The sequence below is a fragment of the Methylocapsa palsarum genome (assembly GCF_900114285.1).
GTDB classification, from domain to species: Bacteria; Pseudomonadota; Alphaproteobacteria; order Rhizobiales; family Beijerinckiaceae; genus Methylocapsa; species Methylocapsa palsarum.
The window spans coordinates 1-16,121 of record NZ_FOSN01000016.1; the positions used below are offsets into that span (position 1 = coordinate 1).

12 protein-coding genes and 1 tRNA gene are annotated in these 16,121 nt (G+C 61.3%); 10 read left to right on the forward strand and 3 right to left on the reverse strand.

All coding sequences use genetic code 11. The features are described from left to right. On the forward strand, positions 1-1,836 hold a 1,836-nt coding region (locus BM177_RS15275), incomplete at its 5' end, for a glycosyl hydrolase family 28-related protein (RefSeq protein ID WP_210185921.1). 175 nt (positions 1,837-2,011) lie between these two features. On the opposite strand, the gene BM177_RS15285 is transcribed toward BM177_RS15275, so the two are convergent. Then, positions 2,012-3,511, reverse strand: a complete 1,500-nt coding sequence (locus tag BM177_RS15285; RefSeq protein ID WP_091685241.1) for a phosphomannomutase/phosphoglucomutase — start codon at positions 3,509-3,511, stop codon at positions 2,012-2,014. Positions 3,512-3,894: 383 nt separating this feature from the next. Here BM177_RS15285 and BM177_RS15295 point away from each other — a divergent pair, with 383 nt between their 5' ends. The 7 genes from BM177_RS15295 to BM177_RS15330 all read left to right on the forward strand — a co-directional run bounded on the left by BM177_RS15295 (position 3,895) and on the right by BM177_RS15330 (position 12,238). Continuing rightward, entirely contained in the window at positions 3,895-6,147 is a 2,253-nt protein-coding gene (locus BM177_RS15295; protein WP_091685373.1) for an RNA degradosome polyphosphate kinase, read from the forward strand. Between the two features lie 469 nt (positions 6,148-6,616). Beyond that, on the forward strand, positions 6,617-7,642 hold the full coding sequence (gene pstS / locus BM177_RS15305) for a phosphate ABC transporter substrate-binding protein PstS (RefSeq protein WP_091685376.1): 1,026 nt from the start codon (positions 6,617-6,619) through the stop codon (positions 7,640-7,642). 87 nt (positions 7,643-7,729) lie between these two features. Next, positions 7,730-8,698 (forward strand): phosphate ABC transporter permease subunit PstC, encoded by a 969-nt coding sequence (gene pstC / locus BM177_RS15310; protein ID WP_091685246.1) that lies wholly within the window; start codon positions 7,730-7,732, stop codon positions 8,696-8,698. Beyond that, positions 8,698-9,603, forward strand: a complete 906-nt coding sequence (gene pstA / locus BM177_RS15315; protein WP_091685248.1) for a phosphate ABC transporter permease PstA — start codon at positions 8,698-8,700, stop codon at positions 9,601-9,603. The genes pstC and pstA overlap by 1 nt, the downstream gene beginning before the upstream one ends. A gap of 9 nt (positions 9,604-9,612) precedes the next feature. Continuing rightward, complete coding sequence (gene pstB / locus BM177_RS15320) at positions 9,613-10,431, forward strand: phosphate ABC transporter ATP-binding protein PstB (RefSeq protein WP_091685250.1); 819 nt, start codon at positions 9,613-9,615, stop codon at positions 10,429-10,431. 23 nt (positions 10,432-10,454) lie between these two features. Beyond that, a complete protein-coding gene (gene pstS / locus BM177_RS15325) occupies positions 10,455-11,432 on the forward strand; it encodes a phosphate ABC transporter substrate-binding protein PstS (RefSeq protein WP_091685252.1) in 978 nt (325 codons plus the stop codon). A 128-nt stretch (positions 11,433-11,560) separates the two neighbouring features. Continuing rightward, positions 11,561-12,238 (forward strand): hypothetical protein, encoded by a 678-nt coding sequence (locus BM177_RS15330; RefSeq protein WP_091685254.1) that lies wholly within the window; start codon positions 11,561-11,563, stop codon positions 12,236-12,238. Positions 12,239-12,293: 55 nt separating this feature from the next. Here BM177_RS15330 and BM177_RS15335 read toward each other — a convergent pair whose 3' ends face one another. Next, positions 12,294-12,740: a DUF1236 domain-containing protein gene (locus BM177_RS15335; RefSeq protein ID WP_091685256.1), complete on the reverse strand. Its 447-nt coding sequence runs from the start codon at positions 12,738-12,740 to the stop codon at positions 12,294-12,296. Between the two features lie 221 nt (positions 12,741-12,961). On the opposite strand from BM177_RS15335, the gene BM177_RS15340 reads away from it, so the two are divergent. Next, positions 12,962-14,416: a cation:proton antiporter gene (locus BM177_RS15340; protein WP_175492638.1), complete on the forward strand. Its 1,455-nt coding sequence runs from the start codon at positions 12,962-12,964 to the stop codon at positions 14,414-14,416. 61 nt (positions 14,417-14,477) lie between these two features. Then, positions 14,478-14,554 (forward strand) — tRNA-Met (locus tag BM177_RS15345). 1,331 nt (positions 14,555-15,885) lie between these two features. On the opposite strand, the gene BM177_RS15360 is transcribed toward BM177_RS15345, so the two are convergent. Then, a complete protein-coding gene (locus BM177_RS15360) occupies positions 15,886-16,116 on the reverse strand; it encodes a hypothetical protein (RefSeq protein ID WP_139223659.1) in 231 nt (76 codons plus the stop codon). Positions 16,117-16,121 lie beyond the last annotated feature (5 nt).

Below are 16,121 nucleotides of genomic sequence, written 5' to 3' on the forward strand. Positions count from 1 at the left end.
GCCGGCGGCGCCGATCCCTTCGGTCTTGGCGCGCCCTGGGCCGCCGATTTCGCGCCGCTCTCCGCAAACAAATACGACGTCAAGACCAGCACGGCACTGACGCTTCGCGCCAAGGGCGACGGCGTCGCCAACGACGCCCCCGCCATCCAGGCCGCGATCGATCTCGCCACGAAAAAGGGCGGAATCGTCTATCTGCCCGCCGGAACCTATTACATCGGCGGGAACGGCTCCGCCGTGATCGGCCTCATCCTGCGCCCCAACGTGGTGCTCCAGGGACACAGCTCCGCCGACACCAAAATCGTCTACGGACCAAGAGGTTCTGTAGGATCGTCCTACTATTTCATCGCCGTCTACACCAACCCGGCAACGAAGCTCGCCGGCATCGCCGATCTCTCCTTGCAGAACACGGATACGACCAGCCTCAATATCTCTCCGCTCGCGATGGGCGACCCCAATGACAGCGAGAATTTTCTTCAGCGCGTGAACTGGGATCTCGGCTCAGGCAAATCGCTCGTCATGGGAGGCGAAAGGATAGCCATTGAAAATTCGACCATCCGGCAGGCCGCGAACAGCCAATATCCCCGCTCGGACGGAGGGACCGGCATCGGCCCGCTCATGCTTTGCCCGATCACGAATATTTATTTTTCCAACAATACCGTGTCCTGGGCGTCGGGAAACATCTGCCTGAACCACATGACCAACGGGATCATCGAGAACAACCACTTCACACGCATCGCTTCGGACCAGATCGTCGCCGGACCCGCCCAGACCTCGTGGCCCTATGTCGGCAAACCGATCGCCGTCGGGGACGTCGTCCAGCGCACCCCGGGACGTGTGATCTCGGCTGATTTCGGGACCAACTCGGTCTTTCAGAACAATATTTTCGACACGTCCGGCGGCGTCATCAAATACAACTGGAATGACGGCGAAACGATATTGAGCGAGGCGGGATCCTATCTGCCTCAGGAGGACAGCGGCACCGTGACGGCGAAAAAGGACGCCTATAATGTCATGGGTCAATCGGCGAATTCGCAACCATGGAACTATGACCCAACCGTTCCCTATGTGCTCGCCCTCGTCACCGGCCCCGGCGCTGGTCAATGGCGGAACATCACCGGTTTCTCGAACAATACCTTCACCCTCGACAAACCTCTCGACCTTTACGCCGAGGTCGGAGATCATTTCATCATAGCGCATCCTGGCTACCTGAACGTGATCATCCGCAACAACACGATGAGCGGCAATCCCTTCGGCGTCGCCATGTTCGACGGAACTTTCATCAATGTGTCCGTCACCGGCAATACAATGACGGATAACGGCGGCGTCTATCTCAGCCCCTCACAGAACACGAGGAGTTCATACAAGACCTTCAGCACCTACAGAAACATCGAAATCAACAATAACATCATAAAGAACAAATCGGGATACTATCCGGCCTACATCAACATCAACTTCAGACTCGTCGATCAGACCACGTTTTTTGGACGCAGCCTTGACACTGTCGAAGTGCGCGGCAACCAGTTAACCGCGCGGCCCGGCACGAACCTGTCGATTTTCCCGTTCTCCGAGGGGTACGGAAACCTCGTCTGGTACCAGACTGGCATGAACACCTATGTCGAGCAGAACAAGACCCCTATAGTTGGGACCATGTTGCAAGGAAATTTCTGCACGAATTGCCCAGTCAATTACAAGCTGACCGGAGGAGATCTGAACACGGTCATCTGGAATGGGGCGTTAATCAACACCGGCGGCTATCAATCGACGTTCTCGACCGACCTGCGGATCGACAACAACACCAATGTAACCTCGGTCGGAACGATCATCGGTTACGATTGACGAGCCTGCGTCTTCCTGCAATCGAAAGCGCGCCGCGAAGGCGGCGCGCCGACGGATTTCGCTGGAGCCTATTGCGATCAGACTGGTTCGGTCCGATTGACAAGACTATGCTCAAGCTTTTGACTCTGGAGCGATTTCTGATCGATCGCATGACTTCATGCGATCGGAAAGCGCTCTAGATGGTCTGGTTATAGGCGCCGACTTCGGGGCTTTCGCGCAAGATCGCATCGACCTCCGCGAACATCTCCCTCATGCGTTTTTCCGAAACGGGACTTTCGACGACGACGACAAGTTCAGGCTTGTTCGACGAGGCGCGCACGAGACCCCACGTCCCGTCCTCCACCGTGACGCGAACGCCATTGACGGTGACGAGGTCGCGGATCTTCTGGCCAGTGAGAAGCGATCCGTCCCGCCGCATCGCCTCGAAATGCGCGAGGGCCTTGTCGACGACTCCGTATTTCTTTTCGTCGTCGCAATGCGGCGACATGGTGGGCGATCCCCAGGTCTTCGGCAATTCGGCGTAAAGATCGTGCATGGATTTCGACGGATTTCGGTCGAGCATCTCGACGATATGAATGGCGGTGAGCACGCCGTCGTCATAGCCGCGTCCAACAGGCGCATTGAAGAAAAAATGCCCGGATTTCTCAAACCCGGCGAGCGCCTTGAGGTCGGTCACCCGGCGCTTGATGTAGGAATGCCCGGTCTTCCAATAGTCAGCCTTGACGCCTTGCGCCAGAAGCTCTGGATCGGTGGCGAAAAGGCCGGTCGACTTTACGTCGACGACGAAGGTCGCGCCGGGGTGGAGTTTCGAAAGATCGCGGGCGAGCATGACGCCGATTTTGTCGGCGAAGATCTCCTCGCCGAGGTTGTCGACGACGCCGCAGCGGTCCCCGTCGCCGTCGAAGCCAAGACCGACGTCGGCGCCGCACTCGCGCACTTTGGCGGCCATCGCGTGCAGCATCTCCATGTCTTCGGGATTTGGATTATAATTCGGGAAGGTGAAGTCGAGGTCGGCGTCGAGCGGAACGACCTCGCAGCCGATCCTTTCAAGGATTTGCGGCGCGAAGGCTCCCGCCGTGCCGTTGCCGCAGGCGGCCACGACTTTGAGTTTCCGCTTGATCCTCGGTCGATTGACAAGATCCGCGATATACCGGGAGGCAAAGTCCTCGACGAAACGATACGAGCCGCCGTCCGCATAGCGAAACGCGCCGGACAGGACGATGTCCTTCAACCGGCTCATCTCGTCGGGACCAAACGTCACCGGACGCTGGGCGCCCATTTTGACGCCGGTCCAGCCATTGTCGTTATGAGAAGCGGTCACCATCGCCACCGCGGGAACGTCGAGTTCGAATTGCGCGAAATAGGCCATCGGCGACAAGGCGAGGCCAATGTCGTGGACCTTCACCCCCGACGCCATAAGGCCGATGATCAAAGCCTGCTTGATCGAGGCGGAGTACGACCGGAAGTCATGCCCGGTCACGAGTTCGGGTTTGACGCCCATTTCGCTCAGGAGGGTTCCAAGACCAAGGCCGAGGGCCTGAACTCCCATGAGGTTGATTTCCCGCTCGAAAATCCAGCGCGCGTCATATTCGCGAAAGCCGGTCGGCTTCACCATCGGACGGGTTTCGTAGTCGTAGGTGTTCGGGATCAGGAGAGGCGCGGGCTTAGGAAACATGAATTGTCCTTTGTGAGAATACTTGGCGAGAACACTTTGGCGAGGGCGCTTGCGGCTATGGCTGGGTTTTCGGTAGGGCTCCGTTCTGGTTCATGAGTGGAGGGAGCCGCCCCGGACGTCAAGACAGACGGGGAGAGAGGCGCGGGAGCCGTGGACGCAAATCCGTCACATCGCCGCGAGGCGCTCGCGTCGCTAAAACTCCAATCTTTCTCAGCGCTCATCGAATTTATATCAGCGCTCATCGAAAGGTCCGACGCCAAATTTTTGCCCCGCCCGACGCGGCGTCACATCATTGTCATCTCCTGATGTTGGGGTCCGTTCAAGAGGTCCGCTGCGGCGCGGCTGACCTGCCTGCCCCAGACCCGCGACCAATGGAAACGAACATGGCTCCTTCGACCAAACGCCCGGCGGCGGTTCGCGCGCCCCGGCCCGCCTCGTCCGGCGAGGTCGATCCCAGTCTCGCCCAAGATCCCGCCCTTGCCCAAGACCCCAAGCTCTCCCAGGATCCCAAGCGCTTCGTCAACCGGGAATTGTCCTGGCTCAGTTTCAACCGGCGCGTGCTGGAGGAAGCGGCGAACGCCGCGCATCCTCTGCTCGAGCGGTTGAGATTCCTGGCGATTTCCGCGAGCAATCTCGATGAGTTCTTCATGGTCCGGGTTTCCGGCCTCATCGAGCAGGTCGGCGGCGGCGCGACCATGCCGTCCATGGACGGGCTCACGCCTTCCGAACTGCTCGAGAAGATCGGCGAGGCGACCGCTCAATTGACCCTCGATCAGGAGCAAAGCTGGCGACGCCTGCGGGAGGCTCTCGCGAACGAGGGCGTGCTCGTCGTCGATCCTGCGGCGCTCGACGCGGCCGACATCGCCCGCCTCGAGGTCTATTTCGCCGATCATGTGTTCGCGACCGTGACGCCGATGGCGATCGACCCCGAACATCCGTTTCCGTTCATTCCAAATCTCGAACTGTCGCTGGCGCTTGAAGTCGTTCGCGAATCCGATCAGCGCGCCTTTGTCGCCCTTGTCCGTTTGCCGGGCAAACTCGCGCGCTTCGTCCGCCTCGACGACAGCGCCGCGGGAGCCGCGCGCTTCACGCGTATCGAGGATGTGATCGCGCTCTTCGCCGACCGCCTGTTCCCCGGTTGTGCGCTTGGCCCGACCGGTTTGTTCCGGGTGGTCCGCGATCTCGATATCGAGTTCGACGAGGAAGCAGACGATCTCGTCCGCGAATTCGAGGCCGCCCTGAAGGAGCGCCGCCTCGGCGCGGTGATCCGGCTCGAAGTTGACTCGACGATGCCGGAGCGGCTCAAGCAAATGGTGTCGCGCGAATTGCGCATCGCCACCAAGGATGTGATCGTTCAGGATGGGATGCTGGCCCTCAGCGCCCTGTCGCAACTGATCGGCGTGGACCGTCCGGACCTCAAGTTTCCACCGTCGGTTCCGCGTTTCCCCGAGCGCATCCGCGAGTTCGGCGGCGATTGTTTCGCCGCCATCCGCACCAAGGACATTATCGTTCATCACCCTTACGAGTCCTTCGACGTCGTCGTGCAATTCCTCCAGCAGGCGGAGCGCGACCCCAATGTCGTGGCGATCAAGCAGACCCTTTACCGCACCTCGTCCGACAGTCCCGTCGTCAAGGCTTTGATCGAGGCGGCGGAGGCCGGCAAATCGGTCACAGCGCTCGTCGAACTCAAGGCGAGGTTCGACGAGGAGGCCAACATCCGGCAGGCGCGCGCGCTGGAGCGCGCGGGCGTCCAGGTCGTGTTCGGCTTCGCCGAACTCAAGACGCACGCCAAACTGTCCATGGTGGCGCGCCAGGAGGCGGGACGCCTCGTCACCTATTGCCATATCGGCACCGGCAATTACCATCCGATCACCGCAAGGATCTACACCGATCTCTCGGTGTTCACGGTCGATTCCGCCGTCGGACGCGACGTCGCCCGCGTCTTCAACTTCATCACCGGCTATGGCGAGCCGGCTGAACTGGAGCGCCTCGCGATCTCGCCGGTTTCCGCAAAGTCCAGGATTCTCGGTCATATCGCCGCCGAAATCGAGCACGCCAGATCCGGCGGAACCGGGTCGATCTGGCTGAAATGCAATTCCCTGGTTGATCCGGTCGTCATCGACGCCCTCTATGAAGCCAGCGGCGCCGGCGTCTCCATCGACCTTATCATCCGCGGCATCTGCTGCCTGCGGCCGGGCGTGCCAGGCCTTTCGGAAAACATCCGCGCGAAATCCATCGTCGGGCGTTTTCTCGAACATTCGCGCATCTACGCCTTCGGAAACGGCCGCGCCCTGCCCCACCCGGAGGCCGCCGTTTACATCTCTTCGGCCGACCTCATGCCGCGCAATCTCGACAGGCGGGTCGAAACCCTCTTCCCGATCGCCAATCCGACCCTGCACGAGCAGGTGCTTGATCAGGTGCTTCTCGCCAATCTGCTGGACAATGAGCAAAGCTGGGTCATCCTCGACGACGGATCGAGCCAGCGCATCAACCGGACAAGCGACGAGGAAGCCTTCGGGGCGCAGACCTATTTCCTGACCAATCCGAGCCTCTCGGGCCGCGGCAAGTCGCTGGCGGGCTCGTCGCCGCGCAACCTCGCGGGCGGCGGCGGCGAACTTGAAAAGGCCGCCGAATAAATTCGGATGACGCGGATCGAGCCGCAGCGCCGCGGTTCCAGCTGGCCCCGTTGTCTTGCGACAGCAGGCGCCGCATCGAAACCCGGCTCGTCATGCAAGTGTCATAACGAATGGTTAAGTTCACATTGTCCTGGACGTTCAGAAATGAAACGCACCCGGTCCGGCGCGCCTCGATAAGGCAAGCGAAGCTTCTGGAGCGGAACATTGCCGCGCTGGCGGCCGGAACAGCCTCCCTCCCGCTGGTTTTCCGGGCGCGCGGGCGCGGCCGTTTCGACCTAGAGCGCTTTCCGATTGCATGAAGTCATGCGATCGATCAGAAATCGCTCCAGAGTCAAAAGCTTGAGCATATTCTTATCGATTGGATTGATGCTATCCGATCGGAATATGCTCAGGCCTTGCGTTGCGGCGGCGCCTCAAGCGCTGGCTCTCCGAGCCGGCGACCCTTAAACGAAACACGAAAGCGAAATGCATGAAGCGCAGTTTGACCCTTGTCACGGCGGCCTTTTTTGCGCTCGCCGTTCAGATGCCGCAGGCGATGTCCGCCGATTTGCGCCTGACCGGTTCGGGCGCGAGTTTCCCCTTCCCCCTGTACTCGGCGTGGTTCAAGGACTTCAGCAAGAAGACGGAGGGCGTCACGATTGACTATCAGGCCAAGGGCAGCGGCGCCGGCATCCAAGACTTGATCAACAATACCGTCGATTTCGCCGCCAGCGACGCCGCGATGACCCCCGAGCAGATCGCCAAGGTCGAGAGAGGCGTCGTCCTGCTGCCGATGACCGCAGGCGAGATCGTGCTCGCCTATAATCTGCCGGGTTCGCCAAAGAACCTGAAACTGCCCCGCGATGTTTACCCTGACATTTTTCAGGGCAAGATCACCAATTGGAACGACGCCCGGATCGCCAAGGCCAATCCCGATCTCAAGCTGCCCGACCTGCCGATCACGGTCGTCCGGCGCTCGGATTCGAGCGGCACGACTTTCGTCTTCACGAAACATCTCAGCGCCATCAGCCCCTCTTTCAAGGAAACGGTCGGAACCGGCACCAGCGTGCAATGGCTGAACAGCGACAAGATCGTCGCGGCGCCGAAGAACGACGGGGTCACCGCGACCATCAAGCAGACTCCGGGCGCCATCGGCTATATCGAATGGGGCTATGCGAAGCTGACCAAGGCCGACACGGCGCTGCTGCAGAACAAAGCCGGCAAATATATCGCGCCCGGCGGCAAGGGCGGGCCGATCGCGCTCGCGGGCGCCAAGTTCCCGGAAGACCTGATCGTCTGGGTCGAGGATCCGGCCGAGGCTGAAGCCTATCCGATCGTGTCCTTTACCTGGATGCTATTTTACAAGACTCAAGACGCCCCCAAAGGCGAGTATTTGCGCAAGATGGTCAACTATGGGTTGACGGATGGCCAAAAAATAGCTGAAAGCATGGGGTACATCCCGTTGCCGGCCAGCGTGATCGAGAAGGTCAAGGCTGCTTCCGCCAAGATTCAGTAGTCGAATATTCTCAAGCGTCATTACTCTTCAATGGCGCTTGAGGCGACCACTGCAATCTGACAGAGAGCCTTTGCAAGAGGAGTGTGCGTGTCGGTCCAATTCGTCGTCCCTGGAAGCAAGTCGGTGTCGCGGCCGCCGTCAGTCGCCGCATATTTGGTAGACCGCACCTTTTTCTTCATAGCGGCCCTCGGGGCTCTGATCATTATCGCCCTCGTCGCCTATATCCTTTGGGAAATCGGCGGCCAGGCCCTTCCCGCGATCCGCACCAGCGGCGCCAAATTCCTCATCAACACCGGCTGGGACGCGCAACGAGGCAATTTCGGCATCCTGCCGCAGATCTGGGGCACGCTCTACAGCTCGCTTCTGGCGCTGGCGATCGGCGGCTTCATTGGGATCACCATCGCGATCTTCCTCACCCAGGATTTTCTGCCGCCGAGGATCGCGGTCATTTTCCGCACACTGATCGAAATGCTGGCCGCGATCCCGAGCGTCGTCTTCGGCCTCTGGGGCATTTTCGTCGTCATTCCCTTCGTGCGGCCCGGCGCCAACTGGCTTTTTGAACACGCGGGCTTCATCCCCTTCTTCGGTTCCTCGCTGAGCGGTCCGGGTCTTCTGCCCGCGGTGATCGTGTTGTCGATCATGATCCTGCCGACGGTCGCCGCGATCTCGCAAGACGCGATCGGGCTCGTCCCCTACAAGATCAAGGAAGCCGCCTACGGCATGGGCGCGACCCGGTGGGAAGCGATCCTGAAAGTCATCGTGCCGACCGCGTCGGGCGGCATTTTCAGCGCGCTCGTGCTGGGTTTTGGCCGCGCCCTCGGCGAGACCATGGCCCTCGCCATGCTGATCGGCAACTCCAACCAGATTTCCCTCTCGCTGTTCTCGCCCGCGAATACACTCGCGGCGCTGCTCGCCTCGAACTTCCCCGAAGCGGCTCAGCCCGAACGTCAGGCGCTGATGTATGCGGCTTTGGTGCTGCTGGCGATCACGCTGGTCGTCAACGTGTTCGGAACGCTGATCCTGATCTGGACCTCTCAAAAGGTTGCGAAGGCCTGATGTCGAAAGTCTCCCAATACCAAGACGGCGGGATCTCCCGCGCGAGGAGCTTCGCGCCGGACCTGCGCCACAATGCGTTCGAGGCGCGCGCGATGGCGAACGTGCTTCTGACCGCCGGCGCCTGGTTCGTCGCAGCGCTCGGCGCCGTGCCCCTCGTGTCCGTCATCTACATGCTCGTCGTCAAGGGCGGCGCGCGGCTCAACACGGAGCTGTTCACGGAACTGCCTCCGGCGGGTTTTGAAATGGGCGGCGGCATCGGCAACGCCATTCAGGGAACGCTGGTCACGGTCGGCATCGCGTCCGCGATCAGCATACCGATCGCCCTTCTGGCCGCGATCTATCTCGCCGAATTCCGCCCCAACAGCAACATAGCCGTCGCGGCGCGGTTTCTGTCGAAAGTACTGACCGGCTTTCCCTCGATCCTCGCCGGCGTGTTCGTCTACGCGGCCGTCGTACTTTTGATGGGGACCTATTCGGCTCTCGCCGGCGGCGTCGCCCTCGCGGTGCTCATGCTGCCGACCGTCACGCTGACGGCGGAAGGCGCCATGCGGATGGTGCCACAGCGGATGAAGGACGCGGCCATTGGCATGGGCTGCACCAAAACTCAGGTCGTGTGGAGCGTGACTCTCCCGACGGCGCTGCCGAGCATCGTCACCGGCGTCATCCTCGCGGTCGCGCGCGTCGCCGGGGAATCCGCGCCCCTGCTGTTCACCGCCCTGTTCAGCAATTACTGGCTGCGCAGCGTCAAGGAGCCGACCGCGTCGCTCTCGATCCTGATCTACAACTTCTCGAGCATGCCCTTCGAAAACCAGATCGAACTCGCCTGGGCGGCCTCGCTGGTGCTCGTCCTGATCGTACTCACCTTCAACATTCTCAGCCGCTTTATCGGCCGCCCCCAGGTCTAGGAGACCCCCATGTCCACCGCCGCTGTTCTCAGGCGTCCTAAAACCGGCACGTCGTCGGATATCGCGATCGACTGCAACGTCAACAAAATCTTCTACGGCAACTTTCTCGCCGTGCGCGACAGCGCCGTTCCGATCGAGAAAGGCAAGATCACCGGCTTCATCGGACCCTCGGGCTGCGGCAAGAGCACCGTTCTACGCAGCCTCAACCGCATGAACGATCTGATCCCCGGCTTCCGCCTCGAAGGCAAGGTCGATTTTCTCGGCCAGGACATCTACGCGAAGGGCATCGACCCTGTCGTCGTGCGGCGCTATATCGGCATGGTGTTCCAGCAGCCGAACCCGTTTTCGATGAGCATTTTCGACAATGTTGCGTTCGGCCTGAGGCTCAACCGGTTCAAGGGCGACGTCGAGGAAAAGGTGGAGCACGCCCTGCGTCGCGCGGCGCTGTGGGATGAAGTCAAGGACAAGCTGAAAGCCAGCGGGCTGTCGCTCTCGGGCGGCCAGCAGCAGCGCCTCTGCATCGCCCGCGCGGTGGCGACGGAGCCGACCGTTCTCTTGATGGATGAACCCTGTTCCGCGCTGGACCCGATCGCGACACGGCGCATCGAAGAGCTCATGCTCGAACTCAAGAAGGACTACACGATCGCGCTCGTCACCCACAACATGCAGCAGGCGCGCCGCGTCGCCGACGTGACGGCGTTCTTCTCGGTCGACATCTCGAAAGGCGGCCGCACCGGATTTCTCGTCGAGATCGGCGACACCAACAACATCTTCGATGCGCCGGAAACCGAACTGACCAAACAATATATCCGCGGCGAGTTCAGCTGAACCATAAAAACCGGGGGGGTTGCATGTCCTTGTCTTTGAAAAAGCTGGCGGCTGTCCTGGCCGCCGGGACTGGATTGTTTGGTCTCGTCGACGCCCCCATCGCCGCAAGCGGCGTCGAAATCCACGGGGCCGGCTCGACCTTCGCGGCGCCTCTTTACGAAAAGTGGATGGCGGCGTTCGAGGCGGCCCAGCCCTCGATTTCGCTGCATTACGACGCCGTCGGTTCGGGCGAAGGGGTCGCGCGGTTCCGCGCCGGCGCCGCGGATTTCGGGGCCAGCGACGCGCCCTTGCCGGCCACGGACGCCTCGACCGTCGACCGGGGCGTCGTCCAGGTGCCGAGCACCGCCGGAATGATCGTGCTGGCCTATAACCTTCCCGGCGTGCAGGGCCAGCTCAAGCTGCCGCAGGACGTCTATGTCGATATTTTCCTCGGCAAGATCAGGACCTGGGACGACCCCCGCATTCTTGAAGCCAACACGGACCTCGACCTTCCCTCCACCAACATCGCCTTGATCGGCCGGAGGGAATCCAGCGGGACGACCTACGCCCTGACCAGCCATCTCGCGGCGGTCAGTCCATCCTGGCGGGAGGAAGGCCCCGGCGTCGGTAAACTTGTTGAATGGCCCAACGTGGCCATGCTCGCGCGCGGCAACGAGGGCGTCGCCGCAAAAATCAAGCTCAGCGAAGGCTCGATCGGCTACGTGGAATACGGCTTCGCGAAAAGGCTTGGACTGCCCGCGGCGGCCCTTGAAAACAAGGACGGTCAGTACGTCGTCCCGAGCGAGGACGCAGGCGCCGCCGCGCTCGCGGCGTCGGCCGGGCATGGGTTGGACGAACATGGGCTGGACGGACTCCCGGCGTCGTTGACAAACCCGCCCGGTCCGCACACCTATCCGATCGTGACCTACAGCTGGCTCCTTCTTCACGAACGCTATCCGGCCGCCCAGGCGCAAGCGGTCGCCTCCTTCGTCAGCTGGGCGCTCGAAGACGGCCAGCGTTAAGCGGCGGACCTTGGCTATCTCGCCCTGCCTGCCGCGGTGGCCGATTTAGGCAAGCGGGCTCTTTCCCGCGTCAAGTAAAGCAGCCTAGATTCGGGTTCAAAGCCCGATTTACCGGGAAGGTGCATGATTTGGCGGTCCTCAACCTTTCTGCGATCGATGCCGCTCTACACGATCTCCAGCGCGACTTTCCCCGGATCAACAAGGAATTGTTCGACCGGCGCGACCCTCTCGACGACGAAGTCGTCGACAATATGCTGGAGGGCTACGCCGCGGTCGACCGCCTGATCCGCGACGGAACCGACATTTTCGCAATGGGCCAGCTCCATCATTGGCTGGAGCTGAACAACATCGTCCTTTGCGGACGCGACCCCGCCGTCCGGGCGCGCCATCACCGGCTCTCGCAGGCGACAGCGTCGCGCTTTTACGAACATCCTGACGGCGGCATCCGCGAAGTCATCGACTGGTACGCCGTCAATTCCGCCAAAGGCCCCTGGCGGCGCGGCGCCGGCGTCTATATCCGCGTTCTCAGCGATCCACAATTGTTCATCGAGGGCAACCACAGAACCGGCGCGCTCATCGTATCCTACCTTCTCGCCCGCGACGGGCGGCCGCCGTTTGTCCTCACGCGACGGAACGCGCGCGAATTTTTCAACCCCTCCTCCGTGTTCAAGAAGAGCAACAAGCGCAGCGTCATGATGCGCCTCAAGATGCCCGGACTGACGAGCGCTTTCGCGGATTTTCTGAAGGCGCAATCGAACCAGGCCTTTCTCGCCGCGCCGGAACCCTCGCGGGCGCCGACGGCGTAACGCCCTTTGGCAGAAGAGCGGCCAACACCGGCCGCCCTCCTTTTCCAGGGTGACGTCAGTTGATGAACTCGGTCACCTTGCGCGACCTCGCCTCGACAAGAACCGCGCGGTCGTTGACGATCGTGTAGCGGAGGTCCTGCTTTGCGCCGATGTCGGCGGGCAACGCATAGAGTTCGACGCTGTCCGGCAGGACCGCTCCGACCGCCACCTTGTCGGCGAATTTTATCGAAGGCTTTTTTTCCCTGACGACAAACTTCTGAATTTTGCCGCGCTGCTCGGCGGAGGGAGAGCCGGTTTCAGCGGCGGCTTTCGGCTCCGTCATTGCTTTTGCGGGTCCCGCGGCTGATCCCTTCACAGCGGCTTCAGACGGCGTAGCTGGGGAGGCGGCCGCCGCCGGAGCGGCGCCTGGCGAGGCTGCGCCGGGAAGGGGCTGAGCATGCGCCGCCAGAGGAAGCGCGACGATGGCGAGAAGTGCGCTGGCGTAAAAAGCGTGCTTGGTCATGTTGTTTGTCCTTTGGCAATCAGTTGCCGGATCTAAATTCCGCCAATCCGCCTGAAGGGATGATGAAGCCGGCGTTCATGCGCCGTTCAAGCTTTCGAGCCTCTCCAGCCTTCCGCCTTGCCACGCCTTCCTCCTTGCCATGCCTTCCTCCTTGCCAAGCCTTCCGCTTGCCAAGCCGCTCCGGTTCAGGTGCTATGGGCCACGCGGAGGAGAATCGGGGCATGGAGCAGGCCGGCGCCGTCAATCTCATGGTTCTTGCCGTCGCGATGGCGCTCGCCGCCGCGATCCCTACCCTCGCCCCGCGGCTTCCTTTGCCCCGCCCCGTGATCGAGATCGTGCTGGGGGCAATTGTCGGGCCGCACATCCTCGATCTCGTCCATCCGGACCTTATCTGGGATTTCCTCGCGGATTTCGGCCTTGGAATGCTCTTTCTCATGGCCGGCTTCGAGATGGACCCCGCTTCGTTGCGCGGCGACCCGATCCGCAATGCGGCGGCAGGCTGGGCGATCTCGCTGATCCTCGCCCTTGTCGTGTCGATGATTCTCCTCGTCGGGGGCGTCGCAGAGGCGCCTTTCCTGACCGCGCTGGCGCTCTGTACGACGTCGATCGGCCTGCTCTTGCCGGTGCTGCGCGACGGCGGCCTGCTCGCGCCTCCCTATGGCCCGGCCATGCTCGCCGCCGGCGCCCTCGGCGAAGCGGCGCCGCTCTTCCTGCTCCCGCTGGCGCTCGCGCATCAGGGCGGCGCGGGCGCGCAGGCGCTGATCATGATAGGCTTCGGCGTCGCCGCAGCCGCAGCCATCGTTTTCGCCTCACATGCGAGCCGGGGCGCGTTCGCCGCGGTCATCGAACGGACCATGAGGACGTCGGGCCAGCTTCCGATGCGCCTCGCGATCTGCCTTTTGATCCTTCTGGTCGTGCTCTCGCAGCGCTTCGAAATCGACTTCGTCCTCGGCGCCTTCGTCGCGGGCGCCGTGGTTCGCGCCGCCCTGCCACGGGATTTGCACGAGGCCATGGCCGCGCGTCTCGACGGCATCGGCTCGGCCTTTCTAGTGCCTGTCTTTTTTCTGTCTTCGGGGATGCGCCTCGACCTCGCGGCGCTCATGAACGACCACATCGCCGCCGGCATGATCGCCATCCCTGCTGCTTTACGACCGCGAATTACTCCCCAGGCAGACCGTAGGCCTGGCGCTGCATTCGGGCACGCAGCTCTCCCTCGTCGTCGCTATCGCCGGGATCGCCGCGCGGCGCGACCTGATGCCGACAGGCCAGGCCGCCGCGCTGGTTGGCGGCGCCGTCGTGACCGTTCTGTTATTCCCCGCGCTCGCCGCGCGGGCGCTGAGGAAGCAGGCGGGGGAGGACTCAAACCTATCCATCGCCGCCATCGCGGCACCGCCCCCGGTCCCGGAGCTATGCGCCGTGGAGACAAACATTGTCGCGGCGACGGCGGTCGCCGACGTCCGCCGCCTTCGATTTTGGGAGCGCGCCCGCTAAAGCAGAGTCCGATCAGACTGGTTTGGCCTGATCGACGAATATATGTTCCGGCTTTTGACTCTGGAGCGATTTCCGATCGACTGAGATCCATCCGGTCGGAAAGCGCGCCAGCACCGCGGTTTTGCGCAAGCGAACCTTGCCGCCGGTTGCGCCTTCATTCCCCGGCGCGACTTGGCTCTGCTTGACACTGCCGCGCGCCTTGCCTATACGGCGAACGCCTCGAAGCGCTTCGTGAGAGTGAACCAGGGCGGAGTAGCTCAGCCGGCTAGAGCAGAGGAATCATAATCCTTGTGTCGGGGGTTCGAGTCCCTCCTCCGCTACCACCTTTCCAATTCTCGTCAGCGATTCGTTAGCTTCCATCCGCCCCGATCGACGTCCGGCCGAATTGTCATCTTAAACTCTATCGAGACAACGTCAGAACACGCGCTTCTCTACCTCTGCGCAGCAAATTCCGTCGTCAAAGCGCTGAAGTCCCGAAGCGTTACGGCACCTGGCTTGTGAATCCATGGATCGGCGGGGGCGCAATGGTTAACACCGCATCCAAAGCGACCGTACCGATGCAAGCGACCAAGAAGAGTGCGGCGAAGGCAGCTAAGCTAAAGTCGCTAACCTTGCAGGGGACGCAAGAACCAGAAAGGTTGTCGTCCGATTCGTAGATCGTGCTCTCAAGCATCGACATTTGAGCCTCCTAGATCTCAGAGAACGCTTCCCGTGCTCACAGAGTTCCGAGACTTAGGTCCCCCAGCCCATGACGCTTGATCGAAGCCTGCTCCCGACGAGTGGCGACGTCCGCGCACTCGGCATGTCCGGCTTCGTTCTCGATTGCGCAGGCATCCATTGCCATGACACCGCACGGATCGAATTCTCGATGCGGACAATTTGATCTTTATCGAAATCCCGAAGGTGCGGCGGTTCGTTTGCGCGGAATGCGGCGGGAGAGCCGTGAGTGTTCGGCCAGACTGGCTGGAGTATTCGGCCGCCGGGGCGCTGCGCCGGTATCCGAGGGCAAGCATTGTGTGATGAATATGCAATGACCATAAGAATTTGACGGCGCATATCGTCTCTGCATCAATTTTTGAATTGACGTCAAGCTTACGTCGCCACACTATTGCCATGTTTCAGCACGTCAAAATTTCAGGTTTCTTTAAGGAAGCCTGCCAGGCACGACTGCAGACGTGCTTGGCAGGCCGATCGAGCACCGCACTCCGCAGCAACATTGGAAGGCGCTACACTGGCGCGCCATCCTTGACTTTCGCCAAGGCAGAGACGGACGCCTTTAATTCAGCCTCAACCGGCGATCATTATGTTTCTTTGCTGTAGGGACCTTGGCGATCGAAACGTCCGGTAATTCTCGAAGAACAATCCGAGTCTTTTCCAACTTCTCAGAAACCTGAAGACCCATTGCCTCCGCGGCCTCCAACTCCCTCAACCTCTCCCAAAGGACGTAGAAAATCTGGCTCTTCAAATTTATCATGGCGCGCCTTCAATAGGGTTTCCAAGTTCGAGGATTCAGAGAGCGAGAAGATCGCGGATGATCGATTCGGTTATCGCGTCATCGACAAAGCCAAGCTCAACGTATTGAGCCTTTAACTTCACCTCTTCGAAATTCGTGGCAACCGATTTTGCTATCTCATCCTCTAGCCTAAGGACCTCATCAAAAGCTGCGCCGACAGCGCGATCCCCGGTCGACCGCGCTGGAAACGAGCTTTTCGAGGTTTCGATAGTACGCTTTCGTCTTATCGAGTTCGGCCGCGAGCGCCCTTAATTCTGGGTTGATGCTGCTCTCTGATTTGCCGAGCTCCGCTGAGGACGCGCTGCCGTGGCCGGTGGCGACGGATCCGGATGCGAGGAAAAGGCGGCGAGTTTGGTTCTCGGTCACGGTCACGCCCT